The organism is Streptococcus sp. STR1/CE/0325, assembly GCF_055386095.1.
Map to the genome: position 1 here is coordinate 1624130 of NZ_AP045018.1, position 25220 is coordinate 1649349.

The 25220-nt window shown below is 43.4% G+C and carries 22 protein-coding genes; 2 read left to right on the forward strand and 20 right to left on the reverse strand.

Annotated elements, in window-relative coordinates; all coding sequences use genetic code 11:
* Positions 1 to 22 precede the first annotated feature (22 nt).
* The 13 genes from ACZ49W_RS07800 to ACZ49W_RS07860 form a co-directional block, all read right to left on the reverse strand.
* Positions 23 to 556: an FUSC family protein gene (locus ACZ49W_RS07800; RefSeq protein ID WP_464814740.1), complete on the reverse strand. Its 534-nt coding sequence runs from the start codon at positions 554 to 556 to the stop codon at positions 23 to 25.
* A 210-nt stretch (positions 557 to 766) separates the two neighbouring features.
* Entirely contained in the window at positions 767 to 1912 is a 1146-nt protein-coding gene (locus tag ACZ49W_RS07805; RefSeq protein WP_464814741.1) for a hypothetical protein, read from the reverse strand.
* 2 nt (positions 1913 to 1914) lie between these two features.
* On the reverse strand, positions 1915 to 2769 hold the full coding sequence (locus tag ACZ49W_RS07810) for an ABC transporter ATP-binding protein (RefSeq protein ID WP_464814742.1): 855 nt from the start codon (positions 2767 to 2769) through the stop codon (positions 1915 to 1917).
* A 151-nt stretch (positions 2770 to 2920) separates the two neighbouring features.
* Positions 2921 to 3625 (reverse strand): MIP/aquaporin family protein, encoded by a 705-nt coding sequence (locus tag ACZ49W_RS07815; protein ID WP_464814743.1) that lies wholly within the window; start codon positions 3623 to 3625, stop codon positions 2921 to 2923.
* A 1-nt stretch (position 3626) separates the two neighbouring features.
* Positions 3627 to 5459: a type 1 glycerol-3-phosphate oxidase gene (glpO, locus tag ACZ49W_RS07820; protein WP_464814744.1), complete on the reverse strand. Its 1833-nt coding sequence runs from the start codon at positions 5457 to 5459 to the stop codon at positions 3627 to 3629.
* Positions 5460 to 5472: 13 nt separating this feature from the next.
* A complete protein-coding gene (gene glpK / locus ACZ49W_RS07825) occupies positions 5473 to 6978 on the reverse strand; it encodes a glycerol kinase GlpK (protein ID WP_464814745.1) in 1506 nt (501 codons plus the stop codon).
* Between the two features lie 144 nt (positions 6979 to 7122).
* Entirely contained in the window at positions 7123 to 8514 is a 1392-nt protein-coding gene (locus ACZ49W_RS07830) for a helix-turn-helix domain-containing protein (protein WP_464814746.1), read from the reverse strand.
* A gap of 110 nt (positions 8515 to 8624) precedes the next feature.
* Positions 8625 to 10400 (reverse strand): glycerophosphoryl diester phosphodiesterase membrane domain-containing protein, encoded by a 1776-nt coding sequence (locus tag ACZ49W_RS07835; RefSeq protein ID WP_464814747.1) that lies wholly within the window; start codon positions 10398 to 10400, stop codon positions 8625 to 8627.
* Positions 10401 to 10470: 70 nt separating this feature from the next.
* Positions 10471 to 11670: a phosphoglycerate kinase gene (locus ACZ49W_RS07840; protein ID WP_464814748.1), complete on the reverse strand. Its 1200-nt coding sequence runs from the start codon at positions 11668 to 11670 to the stop codon at positions 10471 to 10473.
* A gap of 87 nt (positions 11671 to 11757) precedes the next feature.
* Positions 11758 to 13194 carry a 6-phospho-beta-glucosidase gene (locus ACZ49W_RS07845; RefSeq protein ID WP_464814749.1) on the reverse strand — a complete coding sequence of 479 codons (1437 nt, stop codon included), beginning with the start codon at positions 13192 to 13194 and terminating at the stop codon, positions 11758 to 11760.
* A gap of 33 nt (positions 13195 to 13227) precedes the next feature.
* The gene (locus ACZ49W_RS07850) at positions 13228 to 13824 is read right to left on the reverse strand and encodes a histidine phosphatase family protein (protein ID WP_464814750.1); all 597 of its coding nucleotides are present in this window, start codon (positions 13822 to 13824) and stop codon (positions 13228 to 13230) included.
* On the reverse strand, positions 13821 to 14438 hold the full coding sequence (locus ACZ49W_RS07855; protein ID WP_464814751.1) for a histidine phosphatase family protein: 618 nt from the start codon (positions 14436 to 14438) through the stop codon (positions 13821 to 13823). Before ACZ49W_RS07855 ends, ACZ49W_RS07850 begins: the two co-directional genes overlap by 4 nt.
* Positions 14439 to 14492: 54 nt before the next feature.
* Positions 14493 to 15974, reverse strand: coding sequence for a family 1 glycosylhydrolase (locus tag ACZ49W_RS07860; protein WP_464814752.1), 1482 nt, complete (start codon positions 15972 to 15974; stop codon positions 14493 to 14495).
* Between the two features lie 115 nt (positions 15975 to 16089).
* On the opposite strand from ACZ49W_RS07860, the gene ACZ49W_RS07865 reads away from it, so the two are divergent.
* The gene (locus tag ACZ49W_RS07865) at positions 16090 to 16998 is read left to right on the forward strand and encodes a helix-turn-helix domain-containing protein (RefSeq protein WP_464814753.1); all 909 of its coding nucleotides are present in this window, start codon (positions 16090 to 16092) and stop codon (positions 16996 to 16998) included.
* Between the two features lie 23 nt (positions 16999 to 17021).
* Positions 17022 to 17354: a putative quinol monooxygenase gene (locus ACZ49W_RS07870; RefSeq protein WP_464814754.1), complete on the forward strand. Its 333-nt coding sequence runs from the start codon at positions 17022 to 17024 to the stop codon at positions 17352 to 17354.
* 132 nt (positions 17355 to 17486) lie between these two features.
* On the opposite strand, the gene ACZ49W_RS07875 is transcribed toward ACZ49W_RS07870, so the two are convergent.
* The 7 genes from ACZ49W_RS07875 to ACZ49W_RS07905 all read right to left on the reverse strand — a co-directional run bounded on the left by ACZ49W_RS07875 (position 17487) and on the right by ACZ49W_RS07905 (position 25183).
* Positions 17487 to 19403, reverse strand: a complete 1917-nt coding sequence (locus tag ACZ49W_RS07875) for a beta-glucoside-specific PTS transporter subunit IIABC (RefSeq protein ID WP_464814755.1) — start codon at positions 19401 to 19403, stop codon at positions 17487 to 17489.
* A 186-nt stretch (positions 19404 to 19589) separates the two neighbouring features.
* Complete coding sequence (gene licT / locus ACZ49W_RS07880) at positions 19590 to 20432, reverse strand: BglG family transcription antiterminator LicT (protein ID WP_464814756.1); 843 nt, start codon at positions 20430 to 20432, stop codon at positions 19590 to 19592.
* A 221-nt stretch (positions 20433 to 20653) separates the two neighbouring features.
* Positions 20654 to 21982, reverse strand: coding sequence for a PTS cellobiose transporter subunit IIC (gene celB, locus ACZ49W_RS07885; RefSeq protein ID WP_464814757.1), 1329 nt, complete (start codon positions 21980 to 21982; stop codon positions 20654 to 20656).
* A 14-nt stretch (positions 21983 to 21996) separates the two neighbouring features.
* Entirely contained in the window at positions 21997 to 22506 is a 510-nt protein-coding gene (locus ACZ49W_RS07890) for a hypothetical protein (protein ID WP_464814758.1), read from the reverse strand.
* A 15-nt stretch (positions 22507 to 22521) separates the two neighbouring features.
* Positions 22522 to 22836 (reverse strand): PTS cellobiose transporter subunit IIA, encoded by a 315-nt coding sequence (locus ACZ49W_RS07895; RefSeq protein WP_464814759.1) that lies wholly within the window; start codon positions 22834 to 22836, stop codon positions 22522 to 22524.
* Positions 22833 to 24812, reverse strand: coding sequence for a BglG family transcription antiterminator (locus ACZ49W_RS07900; protein WP_464814760.1), 1980 nt, complete (start codon positions 24810 to 24812; stop codon positions 22833 to 22835). The genes ACZ49W_RS07895 and ACZ49W_RS07900 overlap by 4 nt, the downstream gene beginning before the upstream one ends.
* A 53-nt stretch (positions 24813 to 24865) precedes the next feature.
* Positions 24866 to 25183 (reverse strand): PTS cellobiose transporter subunit IIB, encoded by a 318-nt coding sequence (locus tag ACZ49W_RS07905; RefSeq protein ID WP_464814761.1) that lies wholly within the window; start codon positions 25181 to 25183, stop codon positions 24866 to 24868.
* Positions 25184 to 25220: the final 37 nt, after the last annotated feature.

The window sequence follows — 25220 nt, forward strand, 5'->3', positions numbered from 1 at the left end:
AATCTAACATTAACCCTTGCTTTTATCTTTTTTGTAAGAATTTCCGAACCTTATCCACATCGCTATTGACCAAAATAGCGATAAAAACCCCAACAAAGGTTTCAAAAATGCGAGCAAAAACGTACAAAATCGTATTTCCAGCTGGAATCGATAAGGTAATGATGAGAAGGGCTGCCACCCCACCAATCACCCCAACTTGGTTGTGCATGGCAACATTGGTCATGATGGTCAGCATGCAAAAGATAGGAATGAGAAAGAGCGTTAAGATAAAATGCTCTCCAAACACTTGGTTGATTAAAAAGTAGAGCAGGGAGAAAAAGCCGCCGATGCTATTGCCTAAAATACGAGATAAGCCAAAGTGAACGCTCTTATCAAAATCCTCGCGTAAGCTAAAAACAGCCGTCAAAGCCCCAATCTGTAAGCCCTCCCAGCCCAAAAAGTGAAACAACAGCAAGACCAAAAATACCGATAAGCCGGTCTTAAAAGTCCTTAGACCTAATTTAAATTGTGATTTATCAAAACTAAATTGTTTAAACAGTTGCTTGAATTGAAACATAAGTCTCCTTTCTTACTGTACCATTTTATCACAACTTTCAGGCTTTAGCATGAGAAAAAAGACACAAAAAAGAGGCTGAGACAAAAATGAATCAACCTCTATCTGATTGTCGCATAAACGACTGACGCAGAAAGTGATTGGGTTCTTCATTCGTTTTTCAAACTCGCAAAGAACACCTCATCACCCTTGCGCAAGCAGGAGTGAAAGACACTAGACTTGAGCTTTCTGGATTGTGCGGTAGGTCAAAAAGAGGAAAAGCGGGATCAAGGCTAATCTGACCAAAAGGAGAAAACTGAGATTGACCCAAAATGAAGGGAAGAAAGCGCCACTGCTATTTGCCAAATGCAATAACCAAGTATCCGTACTGTCGGTCAAAGGAGCAAAGAGCATGAGGAGTTTGTTAAAGAAGCCTGTTTGCGTCACTTGAAGAAGGAAGCTCATACCAAAAGGAATACCAGCTGAGAGCGCAAAGACGAGAAGGCTACTCCTGCTACGACTAGAGATGAAAAGCAACACACTTAAAACCAGCCACAAACTAAGGGCTTGAATAACCAACATCCCCATGGTCACCTGCAATAGATTTAAGTGAACGGGAAAGGCCATAATATTAGAAACGGGCGATAACCAAGCGAGATTGAGCTGCACACTGGTATCCCAGCCTCTAAAGCCAAGGAATTGAGAAAAAGCAAGAACCATCACTCCTTGCGTGACGACAAAAAGCGTTGTTCCAACTAAAAAAGTTACCCCACATTTGATCCGTGTGAGTTGGTCTCGTCCTTTTAAGGTAGAAAAGAGTAAACCCTCTAGCTGCCTTGCCTTATCTCCTGAAAAAACGGGGGCTAGGATAAAGGTGATAGCGAGAAGCACCAGACTAAAAGAATCATTTAACAGTCCGATAAGCTGACTCCAAGGATAGAAATTGCCCAGTTTCAACTCCTTTAAAGGAAAGGCTGAGCCCACGTCTTCCCTACTTGCGATTTTAATGTGAGCCACATCCACGCTAGCCTTGTCCTTGGGAAAATCCCTTAGATAGTCCAGCGCAAAGGTTCTCGTCACATCAAAACCAAAACCATCAAAGACATCTTCTCCAGATAAGCGCCTGTCTGTGTAATCTTTGATGATACGTCTAATCAGGTCATCAGACAAGTAACCTGAATGTTCTTCTGCAATCCGACGGTTGAGCCTCACAGAAGCTGTCCCGTGATAGGGGCTGGTTTTACTGCCGACCAGAACAGGATTACTATAAAACCAGATATAAAGGAGACCATAGAGGGCTAAAGCAAGAACCACAAAGACAGCCAGCACTGATTTTTTTCCTAACAATTTTTTGATTTCAAAACCTAACAGGGGCATCATAACTATACCTCCTCCTTAAAATAATAGAGATAAAGATCCTCCAAGCTGGGTGATACGGTCCTTGCCTTAGGACTGGGTCTTGCTTCACTGATCAAGCGCAAGCACCTGCCTTCCGTCTGAAGACGTTCATTGACCACCATAGCTGAAGGGTCTAATAAGGCTTCACCTTCTTCTAACACGACCTCCCAACATTTGCCCTCAAGCTCTTCTAGAAGCACCTGGGCTGACGCTTGCCTAGCAATCTTACCGTCTTTTAAAATCAAAATCTCCTTAGCTATCGCGTCTAAGTCTGAGACGATATGGGTGGACAAGAGGACAATCCGATCCCTCCCTAGCTGGCTGATGAGATTGCGAAAGCGAATCCGTTCCTTAGGGTCAAGCCCCACTGTCGGCTCGTCTAAGATCAAGAGCTTGGGATCATGGAGCAAACTTTGGGCAATGCCGAGCCGCTGTTTCATGCCACCAGAATAGGTCTTGAGTTTCTTGTTTTGAACCTTCTCTAGCCCAACCAGCTTCAAGAGTTCAGCTGCCTCACTTTCGGCCTCTTTTGGTGACATTCCTTTGAGGTTTGCCAGATAAAGCAAGAAATCCATTCCTGTAAACTGAGGATAGTAGGAGAAATGTTGAGGTAAAAATCCCAGCACAGGCTGAATAGTCAAATCTTTCCCTGCTTCTTCTAATCGAATCTGACCCGATGAAGGAGTAAGCAAACCACAAATCAAGTGTAAGAGTGTGGTTTTTCCTGCCCCATTTGGCCCCAAAAGCCCATAAACCCCAGTTTCAAGCTGAAACGAGAGCTGACCAAGCACCTGTTTTGTCCCATAAGACTTGCTCACTTGCTGACATTCTAGCTTCATGATAAGACCCTCCTTATGTTTAATTTTTATATATTATTATTTTATATATAAATTATATACCTATCAAAAAGCCTTGTCAAGAAAAATGCAAGCCTCTTCAACAACAAAAAAGAGCTTGGAGCAAACCTGCTCCAAACTCCCTGTTCATATTTTAGAAAATAGCATTGGAAACCAAAACCGCAAGCACTGCCCCAATCACTGGTCCAACCACTGGAATCCAAGCATAAGACCAGTCTGAATCTCCCTTGTGAGTGATCGGAAGGAACTGATGCACCAATCTTGGTCCCAAGTCACGGGCTGGATTGAGAGCGTAACCCGTCGTTCCACCTAGGGAGAGACCAATCGAGATGATGAGCGCTGCTACTGCAAAGGTCGAAAGCCCTGCTGGCATATCGTACTTGCCAAAGGCAATAAGAGCAAGCACCAAGACAAAGGTCCCAAAAATCTCACTCAAAAGGTTGGAGGTGGTATCACGAATCGCTGGCCCTGTTGAGAAAGTCCCAAGGATAGAAGCTGGATCTTCTGTCGCCTCATAGTGTGGTTTGTACATGAGGTAAACCAAGACCATCCCTACCATAGCTCCTAAAAATTGGGCAATGATGTAAGGGACAAGCGAAGACCAAGCTAGTTTACCTGTCATGGCCATCGCCAAGGTAAAGGCAGGGTTGAAGTGGGCTGGTCCCAAGTTTCCTGCCACAAAGGCTGCAATGGCAACCGCCAAGCCCCAACCTGTTGCAATGACAATCCAACCAGCATTTTGGTTTTTGGTCTTATTAAGGACAACACCTGCCACCACTCCATTTCCTAGTAAAACAAGCAGTAGGGTTCCTAAAAATTCACCGATCAATTCTTTCATTTTATACTCCTTCCTTGATGGCTTTGAGGTCGTTTTGCGCGAGAACATCTTTCAAGTCCTCTAGCTGACGGGCTTTTTCAGCCTCGTCCCACTTGTAGTAAGCAGCCATTTCATCCACGACGGGTTGGATCAAGTCATCCAAGCTATCGCGCATAAAGAGCATGTGGTTGGTTCGTCTAAGGAGGAAGTCAGCTGGTGTGAGCGCCATTTCATGGGTCATAGCGTAGTGGAGAGAAAGCGTATCGGCTAGACTAAGCCCTGGGGCTTGCTCAATACTTCGTGCAAGGGCAAAAACTTTTGGCACGTTGGAACCATAGAGGTTAGCGAGGTAAGCAGACTCTTCCATGGTCAAACCATTCAAAAGCCCTAACTGCGTGTAAGTTTCGAGCTCGGCATCAACTGCAGCTGGATTCAACTCCCCTCCTGAAACAGGGTAAATCTTAGAATTGATGAGCTTAAAGTCACGTCCATAGTTTTCAGACAAGATGCTAATAATTTTTTGCATGGCTCCTTCTGCCATCTTGCGGTAGTCTGTAATCTTACCCCCTGCTAGCGTCACTAGACCATTGTCATCGACATCGAGCTTGCTGCCTCTGGAAACCGCAGAAGGATCGAGCACTTTTTCAGAAGTGCTGTCTTCAAGGTTGACCACAGCTTGTTCGACATCTTCACGTTTGACCTTGTCATCGAGATAATCCTTGACGGTGGCGATCAACTGTTCAAAGCTGTCATCGCTGATTTTGCCACTATTGCCTCCATTATAGTCAGAAGCACTATTGCCTGAAAGGAGGGGACGAAGACCTGCCCAAGAGCTTTCAATATCAGAAACGCTAAGATGAGCGTCTGGGAAGCGGTTATTGACAATAGAAAGCAGGTAATCCACATCTTCCTTAGTTACGGTTGGATTTTCCAAATCCCCGTGATAATCAGTATCTGTCGTGCCAAAGTAGGTCTTGTTTTCCCGCGGAAGGACAAAGACCATCCGACCATCTCCTAAACCGGTATCAAAGTAAACCGGTTGAGAAACCTTGAGTTTGTTGCGATCTACCACCAAATGAACTCCCTTGGTGGGGCGCAGTTGTCTTGGATGATCTGCTCCTGCTCCTAGATAGCGCACCTCATCACTCCATGGTCCAGTGGTATTGATGACCACACGCGCGTTGATGGTAAAGGTCTCTCCTGTGAGCTGGTCATAAACAGTAACACCGGTAATCTTGCCTGCTTCGTCTTTTTGATAGCCAATCGCTTTGACATGGCTAGCAATCAAGGCTCCGTCTTGGTTGGCACGTTTGATGTTTTCAATCACCAGCCTTGCATCGTTATTTCTAAAATCGAGGTAAACACCACCACCAACTAAGCCCTCTTGCTTTAAGTCTGGTTCTCTCTCTAGAACCTCTTCCTTGCTGAGGACCTTATTGGCAAGTGGCGTGTGATCCACTCCAGCTAGGAGATCATAAAGATCCATGGCTACCTTCAAGCGAAAGAGACTAAAGGTGCTACCTGGTTCATCATAAACAGGCAACAACATAGGATCTGGTTTTGGAATATGAGGGGCGATGCGTTGCACCACAGCACGTTCACCCACGGTATCTGCCACCACTTCCACGTCAAATTGCTTGAGGTAACGTAGTCCCCCGTGAACCAATTTGGTCGAGCGGCTGCTGGTTCCTTGGGCAAAGTCTTGCATCTCAATAAGGCCAGTCTCAAGACCACTAGCTGCTGCCTGCAAGGCCACACCTGCTCCTGTGATCCCTCCGCCAATAATGAGCAAATCAAGGGTTCGCTCCTTCATCTTGTCCAGTGCTAACTGTCTGGTTTCTTTTGAAAATTCCATGCTGTCCTACTTTCTAATCCTGCTCAGCAAACACTTGAGTTGCCTTCACCGCTTTTTTCCAACCACGGTAGAGTTGTTCCTTGCGCGATTGGTTCATGCTAGCTTCAAACAAAGCACCTGTCGCATTGAGGCTCTTCAATTCTTCCAAGTCCTCCCAATACCCCACAGAAAGTCCTGCTAAAAAGGCCGCACCAAGTGCTGTCGTCTCTAAGTTTTTAGCGCGTGCGATGTCAATACCCAAAATATCCGCTTGGAACTGCATGAGGTAAGCATTCATGGCAGCACCACCATCTACCTTGAGGGTTGAGATGTCAATACCGGAATCCAACTGCATGGTTTCAATGATGTCACGCACTTGGTAGGCGATAGACTGGAGGGTCGCCTTGGCAAAATCTTCCTTGCTGGTGCCACGGGTCAAACCAAAGACCGCACCACGCGCTTCTTGGTTCCAATAAGGGGCACCAAGACCTGTAAAGGCAGGCACCACATAGACCTCATCATTGTTGTGAGAAGCTTCAGCAAGGGCTTGTGTTTCCTGCGCCGTTTCAATCAAACGAAGGCCGTCACGCAACCACTGAATGGCACTTCCTGCCACAAAGATAGATCCCTCAAGGGCATAATAAACCTTGCCATCAATACCATAACCAATGGTGGTTAAGAGATTATTTTGTGACATTTGCACGTCTTCACCTGTGTTCATGATGATGAACGAGCCTGTCCCATAAGTATTTTTAACCATACCCGGCTCAAAAGCCAACTGACCAAATAGTGCTGCCTGCTGGTCTCCTGCCATCCCAGAAATAGGCACCTCACCACCGTAGAAATGAAAGGCAGCCGTCTTGCCGTAAACTTCTGAGTTAGGACGCACTTCTGGCAACATGATTTTTGGAATGTTGAGCAAGTCTAAAATCTCATCGTCCCACTTGAGTTCCTTGATGTTATAGAGCATGGTTCTCGCCGCATTGGAGTAATCGGTCACATGTACCTTGCCGTCAGTGAGCTTCCAGACCAACCAAGTATCAATAGTTCCAAAGAGCAACTCACCTTTTTCAGCACGCTCTTGGGCACCTGGGACATGGTCCAAGATCCATCTCACCTTGGTAGCTGAGAAATACGCATCAATCACTAGACCCGTCTTTTCGTGGAAAAAGTCTGCGTAACCTTCTTGTTTCAACTGCTCAGCCAAAGGAGCTGTTTGTCTAGACTGCCAAACGATAGCGTTGTAGATAGGAAGTCCTGTTTCCTTATCCCAGACCACTGTGGTTTCACGCTGGTTGGTAATCCCAATCGCCTCAATATCCGTCGGTTTTAAGCCACTTTCGATAAAGGCACCTGCGATAACAGACTGCACTGAGTTCCAGATTTGGTTGGCATTGTGCTCGACCCAACCTGCTTCAGGAAAGATTTGCGGAAATTCTTTTTGCGAACTCGCTACCTTTTCCCCTTTGTGGTTAAAGATAATCGCCCGAGAACTGGTTGTTCCTTGGTCGATTGCCATAATGTATTTTTCTTGTGCCATGTGGGTCACTCCTTATTTTATTTGAGAAAGCGGTTTCTCATTTGATTCTATTATACCTTATTTTCTCCAAAAAGACTTATCAAGTTTTTTAAAGTTTGTGAAATTTTTGAGAGAGCAAAAAAAGAAGCCCAATTACTGGGCTTTTTAGTCAATTATGCTTTTTATTTTTTTCACAAACTCTACTAGATTGCCCCGATTAACCGACCCTGTCAACCGATAGACCAAATCCGTCTGATAGTGACTGCGATGATGATGGGTCAAAATGGCATCATAGCTTGCATTTTCCTCATAAGCCAAGAGCTCAATGCGACGATCATACCCCAACTGATGCGATAAAATCTGATGTACTAGACCATACTGGGTGATGTATTCGCCAAAATCAAGACCAACTCGCAAGTGCCTCGGCTCACTCGTTGAAGCAAACGCCAGCAAGAGCGCCAAATCAAGCCGCAAGACAGATGCCAAAGCTCCTGATTTTTTACTCTCTTTCAAAATCATATCAACCAAGAGCTTGACATCCGTTCTCAAAAAAGTCGAGAGCAGAGGGCTGTTCCAATCCTCTTCCTCAAGGCTCTGAATCAAAAAACCTTGGTAAAAGAGCAAGTGTGCCATAATCTGGCTGAGGCCATAGGTCAACTGATCACTGACCTCTCCTTTGATAAAACCAGCCTCTTTCAAGCGGAAAATTGCTTGAGTCGTTTCTTGCTGCAGGGGCCCGCCAAAACCTAGCACATAAGCCATGGTTTCCTTAGGAAGCATCTGCATGGACACCAAAAAGATAAAGAGTTCCTCAACAGACGACTCAGCCAAATCAACTGCCGCCAATCTCAAACGCTGGTAGAAACCATTGGACGGATAGGAAAAAAGGAGACGAGATACCTGCGTCTGAGAAGAGTCTGGCTGTCCTTTTTTTCCGATAGCCAGAAACAGGGATAAGCGCAAAATCTGATAGTCCGTAAAGTCCTCCACCCCCAAAAGCTGGGACAAGCTAGCAACCTGCTCTTGACCAAGCAGACCAAAGGTGGCTACCAGATCTTCTTGCCGCTTGGTTTTCAAAAAAAGGAGATAGTAAAAATAGCGCATCTGAAAAGGCTCGCCTCGTAATCTCCCCTTGCTAATCCCAAGACCAAACTCCGCAAGAAGCTGATTAAGACCATAGAGGTGACGGTTCAAGGTCGCCTCACTCAAGGACAGCTCCAGAGCTAAATCGGGTATATTAAGCTGACCTTGCTCAAACAAGACCAGCAAGATCTGATACTTGACCGACTGCTCTAAAAGACCAGCGATTACCGCCTCAAGCTCCAAAGCAGGACCCAAGACCAAGCACGCCCTTTCATCCTCTAGAGTGAGCGTGCAGTCCAATGCTTCATTTGCCAGCCTCTCTTGGAGGCTTTTTAAGTATTTGACCAAGGTCGCTCGCGATAGCCCTGTTTTTTCTCCCAACATCTTGAAAGATAGCTCACCACCTTCTCTCAACTGTAAAAAGAGCTGGTACTCCAAAGCCTCACCTTTTTCCATCAATTCCCAAACCCGCATGGCAGCCCAGCCTCCTCTTTCTTTTCTCCATTATATCCTAAAAGTGTCATCGCTTCCAATCATTTCTCCTCAAATCTAAAAAAAGCTGGACGAAAGGTCCAACTTTTCTCCTAAAGGCCAAATAAAACAACCGCCCGATTTCTCAACACATCATGGTAGCGTTTGTGCGCCTGATCCTCCTTGATTGCCTCTTGCACCAAGCTGAGTTCATCCGTGATGATGCCATCTACTCCCAAGTCGAGAGATTTTTGAATGGTTTCTTCATCATTAATGGTCCAGTCATAGACCTGCTTTTGCTCAAGTGCTGCTTGGAGGATAAAGTTTTCATCCAAGGTCGAATGCTCCATGGTATAGCCCGTCGCAGGAGTCTGTGGGAAGATGCTATTATAAGGCAGGATGAAAAAGACTGGGGCTTTGACACCCAACTGATGGAGCTGGTCAATGACCTTGTAATCCAAGGAATGAATCTGATGCCCTCGTTTCAAAATATTCTCACCATAACGCTGCCAGAAGTGCTTGACCATCTCAGGCGAATCCTTGGAACTGGTCTTTAGCTCAATCAAGAGCTTTTGTCCCAAGCTATCCGCCGTCTTTAGGTAAGCATCAAAACTCGGAATCTTAGCCGTATGACCGTTCTCACTGACCGAAAGCTCCGTCAACTCAGAAAGCGTCAACTCTTGGGGTTTGGCATCCACACCAGCTAAGGCCTTGAGATTAGGGTCGTGCATCATGACAAACTGACCATCCTTGGTCTCTTGAATATCAATCTCAATCAAGTCTGGTTTTTCCTTAGCGGTCGCTTTTAGCGAAGGGAGGGTATTTTGCACCCCGTTTTCATGGTCCACCCCACGGTGGGAAATGGCTAGAGGCTGACGTGTTAGGGGCAAATCTAGCGAAGAAAGCACACTCGGCAAACGCAAGTAAAGCACCCCTTCTGCCATAAACCAAAGACTGCTCAACACCAAAACCAAGAAACGTAAGCCCTTCTTAGGACGCTTGGTGCTAGACAAATCTGGGAGTTTGCCCTCATAAAAGTAAAGCACATGAAACAAGACATAGGTCATCATACCGTAAGCTAAAAAGCGCAAGAGAGCATAATTGACCAAGCCAAAGAAAAAAGCATAAAGATTAGGCAATTCATCTGCCAAGGACTGAAGACCCACGATGACAAAGACCATCATCACATAAGATACGATCGCCTTAATCCCTAGCCAATTCAGTTGGAGAAAGAGCCTAAAGCGTTTGTTCTGCGTCAGGGTCTCACTTTTTTTGATAGCTTGGGCAAGACTGGTCTCCTCAAAAAAGAGGACAAAGGGTGTGAAAAACCAGCGCACAGATAGATAAATCAAAACCACGGTCAAGACCGCAAAAAGAAGAGCTACCCAAAGATTACGCTGCAAAAAGGTCAGAATAAACTCTGGAATCAAGAGCTTATTGAGGTAAGCGACCTTCAACATCCGTCTGATAAAAGGAAAGAGTAAGCTAGCATAAAAGAAGGTAAAGACCATCTTACCAAGACTCACCTGCCTTATAACCTTCAAACTCCGCACCAAGGTCTCCCTTAAAAAAGAGGCAACTGACCCCTCATATCCCTGATAGAGTCGCCTAAAAGCCAGAAAGACAAAGCCAATCTGCCAATAAGCAAAGAGAAGATTGACGATGAAAAGTCCTATAAAACCTAAGGTAATCAGAGGATTAGCGGTTAATACTGCAAACGCATTGGTGTAAGATAAAAATAAATGACCCGTTTGTTGCAATAAAAACGCAGACAACCACGTCGTAAGAGGAAGAAAAACCACCTCAGTCAAGGTAAAGAGGAAGAAAAACAAGCCCAAAACCTTGTCCAATTCCCGATAAATCTGCCGATAAAAACCTTTTTTAAACACAAAATCTCCTTTTCTGCTATAAAATTAAGAGGCTTCTTCAAGCCTCTCGTTTGTTCTATTGTAACAGATTTTATTTATCTGTCAATGCAGCAAGCCCTGGGAGCACTTTTCCTTCAAGGAGTTCCATAGACGCTCCACCACCAGTAGAGATCCATGAGAACTTGTCTGCACGACCAAGGTTGATCGCAGCTGCAGCTGAGTCACCACCACCGATGATAGATTTGACACCAGGTTGCTTCACGATAGCGTCCATCACACCAATCGTTCCTGCTTGGAAGTCAGGGTTTTCAAAGACACCCATAGGTCCATTCCAGACAACAGTCTTAGCACCTGTCAATGCTTCGTCAAACTTAGCGATAGATTTTGGACCGATGTCAAGACCAAGGAAACCAGGGTCAATGGCTTCACCTTCTGTATCTTTAACTTCCGTGTAACCTGCAAAAGCATTTGCTTCTTTTGAATCGACTGGAAGGATGAGCTTACCGTCTGCTTTTTCCAAAAGCTCACGAGCCACATCAAGTTTGTCTTCTTCCACCAAAGAGTTTCCGATTTCGATACCTTGTGCCTTGTAGAAAGTGTAGGTCATCCCACCACCGATAAGAACCTTGTCTGCTTTTTTAAGAAGATTTTCAATGACACCAATCTTGTCAGAAACCTTAGAACCACCAAGGATAGCAACAAATGGACGAACTGGATTGTCAACTGCTTCTTGAATGTAAGCAATTTCGTTTTCAAGAAGGAAACCAGCAACTGCTTTTTCAACGTTAGCTGAGATACCCACGTTTGATGCGTGCGCACGGTGAGCTGTACCAAAGGCATCATTGACAAAGATGCCATCACCAAGGCTTGCCCAGTATTTTCCAAGTTCTGGATCATTTTTAGATTCTTTCTTGCCGTCCACATCTTCAAAACGTGTGTTTTCAACAAGAAGGACTTGACCGTCTTGAAGCGCATCAATGGCTGCTTCAAGTTCAGCACCACGTGTCACACCTGGAAGGAAAACAACATCTTTTCCAAGTTTTTCAGAAAGGGCTTTTGCAACAGGCGCAAGTGATTTCCCTTCCTTGTCTGCTTCTTCTTTCACACGTCCAAGGTGAGAGAAAAGCACCGCACGTCCACCATTTTCCAAAATGTATTCAATAGTTGGAAGAGCTGCTGTGATACGGTTGTCATTTGTGATCACACCATCTTTGAGGGGCACATTAAAGTCCACGCGCACGAGAACTTTTTTCCCTTTTACATCAATATCTTTGACCGTCATTTTTGCCATGTGTCAAAACTCCTTTTTTATTTTGTACCTTCCCATTATATCATAACTAAGGAATTTTTTCACAAAAAACATCATTTTCTTACTTTTTCACTCCAAATCTTTCCCTTGACTTGCGATGACTTTTTTATACCAGTCAAAGGATTTTTTCTTGCTGCGTTTGAGAGTGCCACGTCCATCATTGTCCCTATCCACATAGATAAAGCCGTAGCGTTTTTTCATTTCGCCAGTCCCTGCTGACACCAAATCGATACAACCCCAAGTGGTATAGCCCAAGAGCTCCACCCCGTCTAGGTTGATGGCATCCCGCATGGCCTTGATGTGACTTCTTAAGTAATCAATGCGGTAATCATCTGCCACATAGCCATTCTCATCAGGGGTATCGACCGCACCTAAGCCATTTTCCACGATAAACATGGGTTTTTGATAGCGATCCCAGATAGTATTTAAGGTAATGCGTAGTCCCAAGGGATCAATCTGCCAGCCCCATTCAGAAGCATCTAGGTAAGGATTTTTCACTGAGGCAAAGATGTTGCCTTGGGTCTCTTCATTGACCTTAGGATCAGCAGACGCCACCCGACTGGAATAGTAAGAAAAAGAGATAAAATCAACCGTGTAGTTTTTGAGCAGCTCTAAATCTTCTTGGATCATCTCGACCTTGATACCCTTTCTTTCCCAAGCTTTTTTAGCATAGTTTGGATATTCTCCCCTTGCTTGGACATCGATAAAAAAGTAATTATCACGGTTTAACTCAAGCGCACGCCAGACGTCTTTCGGATTTGGCGTGTAGGGATAGTAATCCCCTGCTGCTAACATACAGCCAATCTTGTTTTCAGGATCTATCTCATGAGCCAGCTTGGTTGCGATACTACTAGCAACTAGCTCGTGATGAGCCGCCTGATACTTGATGGTCTCCTCATCTTCGCCTGCTTCAAAGACCAAGCCTGCCCCCATAAACGGCGCATGAAGGATCATGTTAATCTCATTAAAGGTCAGCCAGTACTTGACCAAGCCCTTGTATCTGGTAAAGAGCGTCCTGCACAAGCGTTCGTAAAAGACGAGCATTTGACGACTTCTCCAGCCTCCGTAGGTCTTGATGAGGTGAATCGGACAGTCAAAGTGAGTAATGGTGACAAGAGGCTCAATTCCGTACTTTCTACATTCTTTAAAAAGATTTTCATAGAAGATGAGACCTGCTTCATTAGGGGTTTCTTCATCGCCTTTAGGGAAAATCCGTGTCCAAGCGATAGAAAGCCGATAGGTCTTAAAGCCCATCTCCGCAAAAAGAGCGATATCTTCCTTATAGCGGTGGTACATATCGATGGATTCCTTGGCAGGGTAGAAATAGCCCTCCTCAAAATCCAACATCTTGCGCTTGCCTGTAATCACATCAAACCGAATCTCTCCAATCGGAACCACATCCACATTGGCTAGACCCCGTCCGTCTGCATCATAAGCTCCCTCACACTGATTGGCAGCGGTCGCACCACCCCATAAGAAATCTTTTGGAAATCCGTTACTTGTCATTTGTGTCTCCTCTTTCTATCGTTCATCTGCTTTTTAATGCTTCTCATATAGTATTTCTTTTTGCACCGGATCCACTATGCTTTGCAAATCATACTGACCTGCCTCATAGGTAAAGCACAAAATGGTACAATTTCGCATGCGTACTCTTGGATATGTTGTCAATACGTGCCTAAAAAACTGGGCGATTGCAGCACCATGGCTCACTACGAGAACTGATTGATGCTGATTTGCCTCTAAAATCATCCTCATTGTATCTGCCATTCGTAACCGAACCTCTTTATAAGACTCGCCACCGAACGTCACGAAATAGTCTCCGTAGCCAATATCTCCCTGTAAGGGCGGATTGAGATACTCTGGCTGTCCTTCAAAAACTCCAAAATCCTGTTCTTTCAAACCTTTTAATCGGATATAATCTGTTCGTCCTGAGGCTAGTTCTGCCGTATCACAGGCACGTTCTTGCGTGGAAGAATAGATGCGATCAAACGAAATTCCCTGTTCCTGAAAATACTGGTAAGCTGCTCGAGCCTGCTTTTTTCCTTCCTCTGTCAAGGGAGAATCACAAGCTCCTTGTATCCGGCCTTGCAAGTTAAAACGTGTCTGACCATGACGCATTAAATAAAGATAGGTCATATTTTATCTCCTGATTCTATCGTATAGACTGTAAAATCATGAGCAGAATCAATCAGACGAATCAGCCGAAGTCCGCCCTCCTCATAAACCAGTTGACAAATGGCACAGTTCCCCAGAAAAACACCTGGCGGAAACGAAATATCCAAAACCTGTATCAAGCCCCATATTGCAGCACCGTGACTCACCATCAATATAGGATCTGCCGAGTCAGTTTCCACTACAGAAAGAACAGCCTCTCTCACACGCTCACCCACTGCTCGAATATCCTCACCACCATAAGGAACTAATAAATCTTCAAAAGAGCGCGCTCCTGGACGATGCTTTGGAAGGAGCGCTTCTTCTCGTGCCTCAAAGACTCCAAAATTCATCTCTTTTAGCCCTTTTAATTGTTTGTAGGGAGCATCTGTCACCAACTGCAAAGTATCTGTTGCTCTCTCCTGCGTAGAAGAATAAGCACTGGTAAAGACAATACCTTGGTCTTGAAAATATTGACCCACCGCTTGCGCCTGAGCTTTCCCTTTTTCTGTCAAAGGAGAGTCTGACCAGCCCTGCACACGTTTTTGAGTGTTAAATAAAGTTTCACCATGACGCATTAAATAAATCGTTTTTGTCATCTGCTTTTCCTAATTTTACTTTCCTGCAAGAAAAACGGCTGAGAGCCGCCTTTCTTATTCTACATCTTCTCCATTGCTTGCAATCACTTTTTGATACCAATAGAAGGAATCTTTTGGTGTCCTTGCAAGTGTTCCTTTGCCTTCATCATCCATATCTACATAGATAAAACCGTAACGTTTTCTCATTTCACCTGTCCCAGCAGAAACAATATCAATACAGCCCCAAGTGGTATATGCAATCAAATCCACTCCGTCAGCTATTGCATCCGCCATGGCATTGATATGAGCACGGTGGTAATCAATCCGGTACTGATCATGGATAGCGCCATCTTCTTCTACTGTATCCAGAGCTCCTAGACCATTTTCGACAATCATAATTGGAATTTCATAGCGATCGTAGATTTTCTCAAGATAATACTGTAGACCTGTCGGATCTTGAGCCCACCCCCATTCGGAGTATGTTAAATATGGGTTTTTAGCACCGATAGAAAAATTCCCATATACCTTATCTTCTACTGCGTGAGTGGTGACAACTGTTGACATATAATATGAGAAGGTGTACATATCAACTTTTCCTTTCGCTAAGATTTCCAAATCATCTTCAGCCATTTCCAAGACAACATTGTGTTCTTTCCACAAACGTTTAGCATAGCTACCGTAGCGCCCCTTGGCCTGAACATCGCTACAATAATAAATGTTTTGTTCCCATTTATGCAGATTTTCCAAAATATCAGAAGGGTCACTGCTTCCTGGATAGAAGGTGATGCCACAAATCATATTGCCAAATTGATAATTAGCATCAATCTCATGTCCAAGGGCAACCGCCTTGGCTGATGCGAGGAACTGGTGATGCAAATGTTGATAGGCTTCTTGATAGTCTGCGTCAGTCAAATCTTCATCGAACAAATCAAGGAACATAATCGTATTATTGATTTCATTAAAGGTAATCCAGTATTTGACCAAGCCCTTGTATTCCTTAAAAATCGTCTCAGCGTAGCGGACGTAAAAATCAACTAGTTTGCGGTTAGTCCACCCACCGTAGCGGCTTTCTAAGGAAAGCGGTGTATCAAAGTGCCAGATAGAAACAAGAGGTTCAATACCGTACTTGCGACACTCTTCAAAAACCGAACGGTAAAAATCAAGCCCTGCTTGATTCGGCTCTAGGTCATCTCCATTCGGGAAAATGCGTGCCCATGAGATGGACAAACGAAAAACAGAATAGCCCATTTCCGCAAAGAGCTTAATATCCTCTTTATAGCGGTGGTAAAAATCAACTGCCTGATGATTTGGGTAGTGATAGTCATCTAAAATAGCAAATTCTGCTCCTTCTGGAATCTTACCTGTATGCCCCATAGATGGTACCTTTCCTGGTTTCCCGTCCTTACCAATATAGGTCGTATAGCGAGGAGTATGGACATTCCCTCCTGTCGTGACATCTGTTTGAACTAAGCCGCGTCCATCTTCATTATAAGCCCCTTCAGCCTGATTAGCTGCAATCGCTCCTCCCCAGAGGAAATTTTTTGGAAATCTTGCCATTGTACATCTTCCTTTTACTTTATTTTTTTAACAACTTTAGTATACCGACTGTAAACGATTTTTTCTTCTCAAATAATATGCTATAATGATACTATCCTATGATTCGGAGTTTCTTATGAAGGAATATTTGACAGACCAATTTTTTCAACACCAGATTGATTACGATAGTCAGTCGCTCCCTTTTAAACAGGAGCATATCATCGTTCAAAATGGTTTTCCTGACGTCTTGTTCCATTGGCATAATGAGCTTGAAATTAACTATGTTCACCGAGGAAGCGCTCGCTATCATATCGACTATGATTATTTTGATAGCACTGCAGGTGATATTATTTTGATGCGTCCAAATGCCATGCATTCCATTCATCCCATTAATAACATGGAACATGAAACAGATACTATCCTCTTTCACCTCGATCTGCTGGGAGCATCAACAGTAGATCAGACGAATCTGCTCTACTTACAGCCTTTGCAAACAGATGTTTTCAAATTTGTAAATCGTATCCAACCTCATCAGGAGGGCTACGAAGAAATTAAAAGTTGCCTCTTTACCCTCTTTCAGATGAAACCAAAAGAGGAGCGCTACTTTGATCTCCTGCTCAAAAGCAAACTGTTTGAACTGCTCTACCTCCTATACAAGCACCATTATATCTTAAAAAAGCATACGGATGACTTATATCGGAAAAACGAGACTCTTCGAGGCTTGATTGATCATATCCACCATCACTATACTGACAACCTGTCTATTGAAGATATGGCAGACTATATGGGCTACAGTAAAACCCATTTTATGAGCGTCTTTAAACAGCATACTGGAACGTCCTGCATGGAATTTATTATCCGCGTGCGACTACGAGCAGCTTGCAACTTACTCACGACCAGTCTCAAACCGATTCTTGAAATCGCCCATCAGGTTGGTTTTAATAATCTCTCGAACTTTAACCGACAATTCAAGCGTTACTATCACCTGACCCCGACTCAATACCGCAAACAATTTCGCAAAAATGAGTCCTATGTAACAGCCTAAAGGCTTTAGAAAGAAGGAAAAGAATGACCATTACGATGCACCTTTACTATACCGGTCCCAAGGGAAATGCCCTTGCTTTTGCTCAAGAAATGGAAACATCTGGCCTTGTAGAGCGCATTAGAAAACAGGCAGGAAACAGCCGCTATCAATACTTTGTCCCACTAGATGACCCTGATAGTATCTTGCTGATAGATAGCTGGGTGGACCAAGCTGCTTTAGACCACCACCATGCTTCACCTATGATGCAGGACATTTTAAAACTACGAAACAAATACCAGCTAACAGTCACTGCGGAACGATATCAAAGCGACCAAGATGGTATTCCAGCACAAGATCAGGCTTTTATCCACCCTTAAATCATCACTGGGTAAAAAGTCTAATCATGAACATGAACAAGTATAGATAAACAAAAAGTGACTAGCTAGTCACTTTTATCTGTTTTCGGATCAATCATCCTATCTATCAGCACTCAAGACGCAAGGTTATGTCTAAAGAGTATGGAGCGTTGTCATAAGATAGTCCCCGCCCTTCACCTGACTTTCTTGGGTCACTAAGATATCCTCGTAATCAGCTGTGTTGGTGACGATGATAGGAGAGACGATAGGAAGACCTGCCTCTTTGATTTGATGGAGGTCAAATTCTAGTAGCTTTTGTCCTGCGGTCACTTTATCCCCAATCTTGACAAAGGTTTTAAACCCTTTTCCTTCAAGAGAAACAGTATCCATACCGATATGAATAAGCAACTCTGCTCCATTTTCTGTCCGAAGACCGATAGCATGCCCTGTTGGAAAGACGAGGGCCACTTCTGCATTGGTTGGTGCTGACACCACACCCTCAGTCGGTTCAATCGCAATTCCTTTTCCCATTGCTCCTGAAGCAAACACTTCATCTGGAACATCTTCTAGCTTGATGGTCTTACCGACTAGAGGACTTGCGATAATTTCTTGATGGACTTCTTTTAGGGCTGGAGCTGCATCTACGACTTCCCGAGAAGTAACTGCTTCAGTTGGTTCTCCGTAGAGATAGGGAACAGGTAGCACCATCTGAATTGCAAAGGAAGCAATAATCGCAATAGCAGTTCCAATCAAACTAACAATTAGATTGGAAAAATTGCCCTCTGGGCTAACAAAGCCTGGAAACAGAAAGACTCCCATCGCTCCAAAAGCGTAAGTTGTCAATCCGATTGCCTGCACATAAGCTCCGACTACTGCAGATACAACACAAGAAATGTAAAATGGTGTTTTCATCGGAAGGGTGATTCCGTAAATAGCTGGCTCTGTTACTCCAAAAATAGATGAGATGAAAGCTGGCATAGCGACAGACTTTACTTTAGCTTCTTTTGTTTTTAGCATAATTGCCCCTAGCACACCTGTTTGAGTGAAACAAGGAAGAAGGGCAGCAGCAAGAATGACAGAAGAACTGTTTTGTGAAAATTCTAAGATTGCCATTGGAATTAATGCCCAGTGAAGACCAAACATCACCATGACTTGCCACAAAAGACCAAGCAAGAGACCATATACAAGTGGGCTAAAGTTCATCACGGCAGTAAAACCTGCTGTCAGTAAGTCAGAAATATAGTTGGCAACAGGACCAACTACTAAGAAGGTCAAAGGCACTGTCACCAAAAGAGTAACAAAAGGTACGACGAAGAGCTTAACGACATCTGGAGTGATTTTCTTCATAAACTTTTCAATATGAGAAGCCACTCCTATCGCTAAAATGATGGGAATAACCGTTGACAAGTAACTACCTGCTGTCGGTAGGACGAATGGAAGTCCAAAGACATGATTGAGCCTTGCTTCTTGCAAACCAGCAACCGTCGCAGATAAATCTGGGTACACCAAAGCCATAGCAATCGCCATTCCCGTAAATTCATTCATTTTAAACTTACGAGCAGCATTATAACCTAGTACAATCGGCAAAAATTGGAAAAAACCATCACCTGCTGTGTTTAAAATCGCATAGATTGCACTATTTGTATTGTTCCAGCCAAGCGTAGCTGTCAAAATTGCAACCACTCCTTTGATAATACCTGCTGCGGCTAATACGCCAAGAAAAGGTTGAAAAACTCCTGACACCAAGTCAACAAAGCGGTCAAACAGATTACCTTTTGGAACATCTCCTTCATCAATATCCAGACTCCCATCTCCAGCTATTCCTGTTACCTTTTGAACAGCTGCATAGACATCTGGAACGTGGTTTCCGATGACTACCTGATACTGACCTCCTGCTTGAACAACCGTCACAACACCGTCACGCGCTTTCAAATATGCTGTATCTGCCTTGCTTTCGTCCTTGAGACCAAAACGAAGACGGGTCACGCAGTGTTTCAGACTACTGATATTATCCTTGCCACCGACATGAGCAACAATGTCTGTTGCTAACTCTGTATAATCTTTTGCCATTTGAGACTCCTTTCTTTTCCAAACAAACAGAAAAACCCAAACATACACGCAACACCACCAGATAGACTGACCACCTGTAATGTCTTGTATATATTTAGGTTTTGCCTGCTTATTCAGTAACAATCCTTTTGATAAGTCTATCTTATCATACTCTGGCTCATCTTGCAAGCGTTTTCTACATCTTTTTTAATTTTTCGAACTCATCTTCAAACGATGAATATGAATCGTCAAATAGACTTGTTCATCACTTGACATCTGAAAATCATAGACCTGACTAATGTACTGCCTAATTTTCTCTGTACACGCAAAAGCATCTGGATAATTTGCCTGAACTTGTTCGTACAAAAACGCATCATCTCCTCCTTCAGCCCTTTCACTTGCCACTCGCTGCGCAAAATATTGAAGATGGGTAATAAATCGGTGATAGCTGGTATCATCCTCATCTACTATAAACCCAAAGTGAAGGCGCACAATATCTAAAATTTGCGTGACAATCTTACCAACCGTCTGAGTTTCCTTTCCAAATGCACCATTCTTTTGGGCATTGATCAGGTGCAAAGCAATTGAGGCCGCCTCTGCTGTTTCCAATTCCAAGCCAAGTTTTTCTCGTATCCTGTCTAAAGAACACAGACCTAGCCGGTATTCTTTAGGGTAAAACTTGCGAACCTCCCATGATAAGGGATTTTCAATGACAATACCCTCACGGCTTCGCTCAAAGACATAAGCCAAATGGTCTCCCAAAGCAACATAGAGAGATAGATCAAATTGGATACCTAAGACTTCTTCTGCTTGAGCAATCACGTCATTGACAACCTCTAGTTCATCTGCTTTCATAGTCAGGTAAAGATTGGCCAAATCGTTCATCTGGTAATCATGTTGAAGTACAAAAGTCTTTTCAATCTTGCTTGAATCAACATCTTCTCCAACTTTTTTCTGAAAACCCAAGCCTTTTCCCATGACAATTAACTCCCGTCCTTGCGAGTCGATGACTTGGACGACATTGTTATTGTAAACTTTTTCGATACGCATTCTATATCAACCGTATATTCCTTCTTTTATCCTCAGAAAAATCAAATACTTAGCTATTCAGACAGATATACTGTGCTTGATTTTTCCTTTCCTTATGAATCACTTTTGCCACAATCTTTCCCTATCTTATCAGATTAAAAGCAGCTTTGCAAGACTTATGTGACAGCTGATAATAAGAGCAAAAGAACAGATCTAGCTGTTCTAGATCTGCTCGATTTCTATTACACCAAGCCTTGTTCTTCCTTATAGAGTTTTTCGTCATACATCTTGATGAACGGGAAGTAAACAAGAAAGGCAACAACAGCACAAACCAGTGCGACAACTGCTGCTCTCCAGTCACCCCCTGTACCGATAAAGGCACCGATACCAACTGGTGATGGCCATGGCATTTGCGCAACAACTGGATGACACAATCCTAATTTAATGGCAAAGTAACCGACTGTTGCTGAGGCCATTGGCGCAAGGAAAAATGGAATAGCAAGGGCAGGGTTGTAAATGATCGGAAGACCAAAGATGATTGGCTCGTTAATGTTGAAAATTGCTGGTGCAATCGAAGCTCGACCAAGGACTTTTAACTGTTCTGCTTTTGACATATAAGCCAAGTAAATGATGAGCCCAAGTGTTGCTCCTGATCCTCCTGTAGTCACGAACATGTTGCTGAATTCCCCTGCAAGTGGAATATGAGCCCCCTGATTGTTTGCAGCCATATTGACCAAGGCGATCGGTGTTACAAAGGCAAAAATAATATTAGCACCGTGAATCCCAACAATCCAGAGTGATTGGATAAGGAAATAGATGACCATAAGCCCGAGCCATGAATTGGTAATATTTGCCACAAAACCAAATGGAATGGCAACAACTTGGAAAATATCTGTTCCAAAACCAACAAAGATACCATTGATGATAAGTACTGCAAATGCGACGACAAAGGCTGGAATCAAGGCTGTGAAACCTCGAGATACACCTTCTGGGACAGACTCAGGCATCTTAACAACCCAGTTTTTAGTGACACAAAGGCGGTAGAGCTGAACAGCTAAAACTGCCATGATAATCGCAGTAAAAATCCCAACCGACCCTAGACGGCTTACACCAGAGCCTCCAATCGCCCAACCATTGATAACAGCTCCTTTGACATCATTGACCAATGAAATAGCGCCATCTTGAAAGACGAGTTGTGGAAGAGTCATGAAGAAGGCAAACAAAGAAAGCAAGGCCCCGTTTAGAGGACTTAAGTTCAAGCCGTCTTCTTCTGCGTAGATTTTGGTAAATTCATAGCCTAAAGCTAGGTTAAAGTAAAGAGCCAAAATCCCCATTGTCGCCGCATTTGCTAACATATAGAGATCTGAGAATTTTGCAAAGGTGTTATTGAAAAATTCTACAAAAACAGGATGAGAAAAGGTCAAGGGCAAGATATTAAATACCAGGAACATAGAACCTACAATTGTAAAAGGAATACTCGCCATACCAGCGGCAGTAATCGCTCGAACAAACTTGTACTGAGATATTTTCCCCATTGGTCCCATGAGGTTTTTTTCTAAAAATTCAAACATCATTTTCTCCTTATTTATTTGTTTTTCATTGTTGTCAGATAGTGTTGAATACGAAGATACTGTCTATCTCTACCCCTACCAATCTTATCTAATCGCTTGAGAATAAAGATGGATAAGCCAAGTCCAAACGTGAGAACAAGAAACAAGATAATCCTGACTTGTTGTGAGCTAGCCAAGAAAGGGTAATAGGATTGATAGCTATTTACAAAGAGCAAAACGAGAATGAAGCTATTGGTAACAAGCGTTGCCTGATAGACCAGCCGTGTCCTTCTAGGCTCTTTTTGCTTGGTGGTAAACATGCGACTTTGCTCCCACATCCCCGAAGCTGCGATACATGTTAGTAAGATAGGAAGAATAATCGCAGGTTTAGGCGATGATACAATAAAGGCCATAACCCAGTAGAGATTAGCAAAAAATAAGGCAGCTGTCACATATCGGATTATAAAATACCGACTATAATACATGTTCTTTAGGATATTTTCATTTCGATAGTCTGCTAGCGTCTTTCGCTCTTTTTTTACCATCTCCATCCCTTCCTTTTAGTCAATCCGTCTATACAATTCCAGCATCTCAAGAGCAACTTCCCTTAGTGTCATGGTCGTCATAAGATGATCTTGTGCATGTACCATGATAATCTCAATTGCAATCTCAACCCCGCTCGCATAATCTTGAAGTAGCTTCGTCTGAGCATGATGCGCTTCTACCAATTCTGCATTTGCTGTTTCTAATTTTTCACTCGCCAGATTATAATCATGTGCACGCATAGCTGCAAAAGCCTCGTGAACTTCTGTTCGAGCTGTACCACTGTGCAGGATAATTTGAAAGGCAACTACTTGTAATTCTTCCGGATTCATCTGTTTCCTCCAATCTGTAAAAATAATTCTCTAAATTCTTCAAAAGATTGACTAGCTACCATTTTTTCTTGTAAGACATCATCGTCTAGTAGGTCAATCAGTTGGGCGGTTAACCGCTCCATTCCTTCATTTTCATAGATAGACGGTGATAACAAGAAAATTAACTGTATCTGACTTACTTGCTGATTCCAGTCAAGTCCTTTTGAAACCACAGCTACCGCAATGCGATGTTGTTTTGCAATCGGCTTGATAGGATGAGGAACTGCAATAGTTGGACTAAAGACGACCGAACTCATTTGTTCACGGTGCTTCATGTACTCTAAGAGAAGGTCTGAAAAGCCCACTTCCTCTTCGGACGATAGACAACAAGCTAGCTGGGATAAAACTTCTGATTTTTCGCCTTCTTCTAAGCGAATAAAACAGTCTTTTGAAAAATACTGATCAAATAACTGTTCCACAGTCCATTTATCTTGAGAGTGAACTTGTCTAGAAATACCCTGTGGGAAACGAAGTTGTTTGATAGAACATTTAATCTGGTTTGCCTCATCAGAGGTGAAAAAGACACTGACAGTAAAGACAGGAACGCTAAAGACCAAGTTAGATAGGTCAATGGAAGAAATGATAAAATCAATATTTTCCAACCGCTCATCGCTCAAGTCGTAGTAGCCAATGACGTCTTCGATATGAACGATACCGCCCAATTCACTTTCAATCCGATTGCGCAACAGCTGTGCACTGCCGTAACCTGTCGCACAAATCACAAGAATGTGATACTTTTGTCTCTCTTTTACACTCTCCATCGCTGCCATAAAATGCAAGGCTACATAAGCCACTTCATCATCAGAAATGACATAGCTCTCAAACATCGGCATCTCCTGCAAGAGATTACTGGTTAGTTCAAACACATGACTATACTGCTTACGAACCTCTTCTTTCAAAGGATTGTCAAAATGAACCTTGGTCTGTAGGCGGATTAGCATGGTCATCAGATGAGTGACGACACCTTCTAACAACTGATTATTTTCATAAAAACGATAGACTTCCACGCTGGGAGAAGTCTCCAAAGCCGTAATCAGCTGCCTGCGCACTTCGCTGCTAGCATCCATCTGTTCTCGCGCCACGTTTGCTGTCCCCTTTGACACAAAGTGCAGGGTAATATAGTCTGTCTCTGCCTTGGGACATTTGATACCGGTTATTTTTTCTATGCGGTGTAAAATCCTGCCAGCCGTTTCTTGCTCTGTCTGATACAGACCAGAATGAACCTCCTGAATTGGCGATATCTGAAAGCCTTGCTGAATACGGCGTAAGGCAAGGGCAATGTGAACCACTAAATTTTGAATCACAAAATCAGATAGTTTGAGTTGAGCTCCGTAGCATTCATCCAAGACGATGAGGGTCAGCTCTTCTAGACTGATGATTGGCTGAAAGATGTCGCTATCAATATAGTTGTGCATCGTCTTAAAAAAGTTCCCACGAAAGAGATGATGCATAATGAAGCGGCGCTTGTCTCGCTCATCACCAGAAATATAGATTCCCTTGTTCGCCTTACTCTTTACAAGGAGATGGTAGTCTTCCAAATCCTTGCGAATCTTTTTTAATTCCTGAGATAGGGTCGAACGGCTGATAAACAATTCCTCTGCTAAATCATCGAGGTACAATTCTCTCTGTTCAAACAAGAGCTTATTCACAATATAATGATAGCGGTCATAGCTATCGCGTACAACCGAAGAAGATGTCGCCTCTTTTAGCCACTTCTGAAAAGCAGGAGGATCTACTGTATCCAAACGATAGCCGCGTCCCTGTTTAGAAGTCAAGGTTACTCCCCCTGCTTGTATAAGTATATTTAACTGTTTCAAATAGGTTCTCACTGTCCTATCTGAGCAAGATAGGTGGTCTGCTAACTCCTGACTAGTCGTATAAGACTCCTTTTTTTCAATCAGATAATGAAGAATCTGCTGCTCTTTTTGACTAAGCATTTACCGCCTCCAAATAGTGTGATATTCCCTATTGTAACACCAACTCGACTTATTTACCCAATATTTTCAGAAATCAATGCCGCCATTTTTTCAATTCCCATCGGAATCGGAATATAGGCTTGTGGAGGAATCTGGGCAATCTTTTTCCCAACCTTTTGAGTAGCTTCTTCGAACTGCTTGTAGTACATCTTGGTTTGTGGACTGACCAAGTATAAATCAAAATCCCCACTAGCAATCGCTTTAGATCCTTCTGTTGCATTGATGGCATCTACTTCAATGTCAACTCCTTGACTTTTAAATAATTCTGTTGTTTTCTTTGCCATCAATGACGATGACATGCCTGCTGCACAAATAATCAGTGCTTTTGCCATAATCGGTCTCCTTTTTATTTGATAATTCTATTATAAA

Coding starts and splice junctions, on each gene's coding strand:
- ACZ49W_RS07800 (WP_464814740.1), bottom strand. CDS start 556: ATGTTTCAATTCAAGCAACTGTTTAAACAATTTAGTTTTGATAAATCA.
- ACZ49W_RS07805 (WP_464814741.1), bottom strand. CDS start 1,912: ATGATGCCCCTGTTAGGTTTTGAAATCAAAAAATTGTTAGGAAAAAAA.
- ACZ49W_RS07810 (WP_464814742.1), bottom strand. CDS start 2,769: ATGAAGCTAGAATGTCAGCAAGTGAGCAAGTCTTATGGGACAAAACAG.
- ACZ49W_RS07815 (WP_464814743.1), bottom strand. CDS start 3,625: ATGAAAGAATTGATCGGTGAATTTTTAGGAACCCTACTGCTTGTTTTA.
- glpO (WP_464814744.1), bottom strand. CDS start 5,459: ATGGAATTTTCAAAAGAAACCAGACAGTTAGCACTGGACAAGATGAAG.
- glpK (WP_464814745.1), bottom strand. CDS start 6,978: ATGGCACAAGAAAAATACATTATGGCAATCGACCAAGGAACAACCAGT.
- ACZ49W_RS07830 (WP_464814746.1), bottom strand. CDS start 8,514: ATGCGGGTTTGGGAATTGATGGAAAAAGGTGAGGCTTTGGAGTACCAG.
- ACZ49W_RS07840 (WP_464814748.1), bottom strand. CDS start 11,670: ATGGCAAAAATGACGGTCAAAGATATTGATGTAAAAGGGAAAAAAGTT.
- ACZ49W_RS07845 (WP_464814749.1), bottom strand. CDS start 13,194: ATGACAAGTAACGGATTTCCAAAAGATTTCTTATGGGGTGGTGCGACC.
- ACZ49W_RS07850 (WP_464814750.1), bottom strand. CDS start 13,824: ATGACCTATCTTTATTTAATGCGTCATGGTCAGACACGTTTTAACTTG.
- ACZ49W_RS07855 (WP_464814751.1), bottom strand. CDS start 14,438: ATGACAAAAACGATTTATTTAATGCGTCATGGTGAAACTTTATTTAAC.
- ACZ49W_RS07860 (WP_464814752.1), bottom strand. CDS start 15,974: ATGGCAAGATTTCCAAAAAATTTCCTCTGGGGAGGAGCGATTGCAGCT.
- ACZ49W_RS07865 (WP_464814753.1), top strand. CDS start 16,090: ATGAAGGAATATTTGACAGACCAATTTTTTCAACACCAGATTGATTAC.
- ACZ49W_RS07870 (WP_464814754.1), top strand. CDS start 17,022: ATGACCATTACGATGCACCTTTACTATACCGGTCCCAAGGGAAATGCC.
- ACZ49W_RS07875 (WP_464814755.1), bottom strand. CDS start 19,403: ATGGCAAAAGATTATACAGAGTTAGCAACAGACATTGTTGCTCATGTC.
- licT (WP_464814756.1), bottom strand. CDS start 20,432: ATGCGTATCGAAAAAGTTTACAATAACAATGTCGTCCAAGTCATCGAC.
- celB (WP_464814757.1), bottom strand. CDS start 21,982: ATGTTTGAATTTTTAGAAAAAAACCTCATGGGACCAATGGGGAAAATA.
- ACZ49W_RS07890 (WP_464814758.1), bottom strand. CDS start 22,506: ATGGTAAAAAAAGAGCGAAAGACGCTAGCAGACTATCGAAATGAAAAT.
- ACZ49W_RS07895 (WP_464814759.1), bottom strand. CDS start 22,836: ATGAATCCGGAAGAATTACAAGTAGTTGCCTTTCAAATTATCCTGCAC.
- ACZ49W_RS07900 (WP_464814760.1), bottom strand. CDS start 24,812: ATGCTTAGTCAAAAAGAGCAGCAGATTCTTCATTATCTGATTGAAAAA.
- ACZ49W_RS07905 (WP_464814761.1), bottom strand. CDS start 25,183: ATGGCAAAAGCACTGATTATTTGTGCAGCAGGCATGTCATCGTCATTG.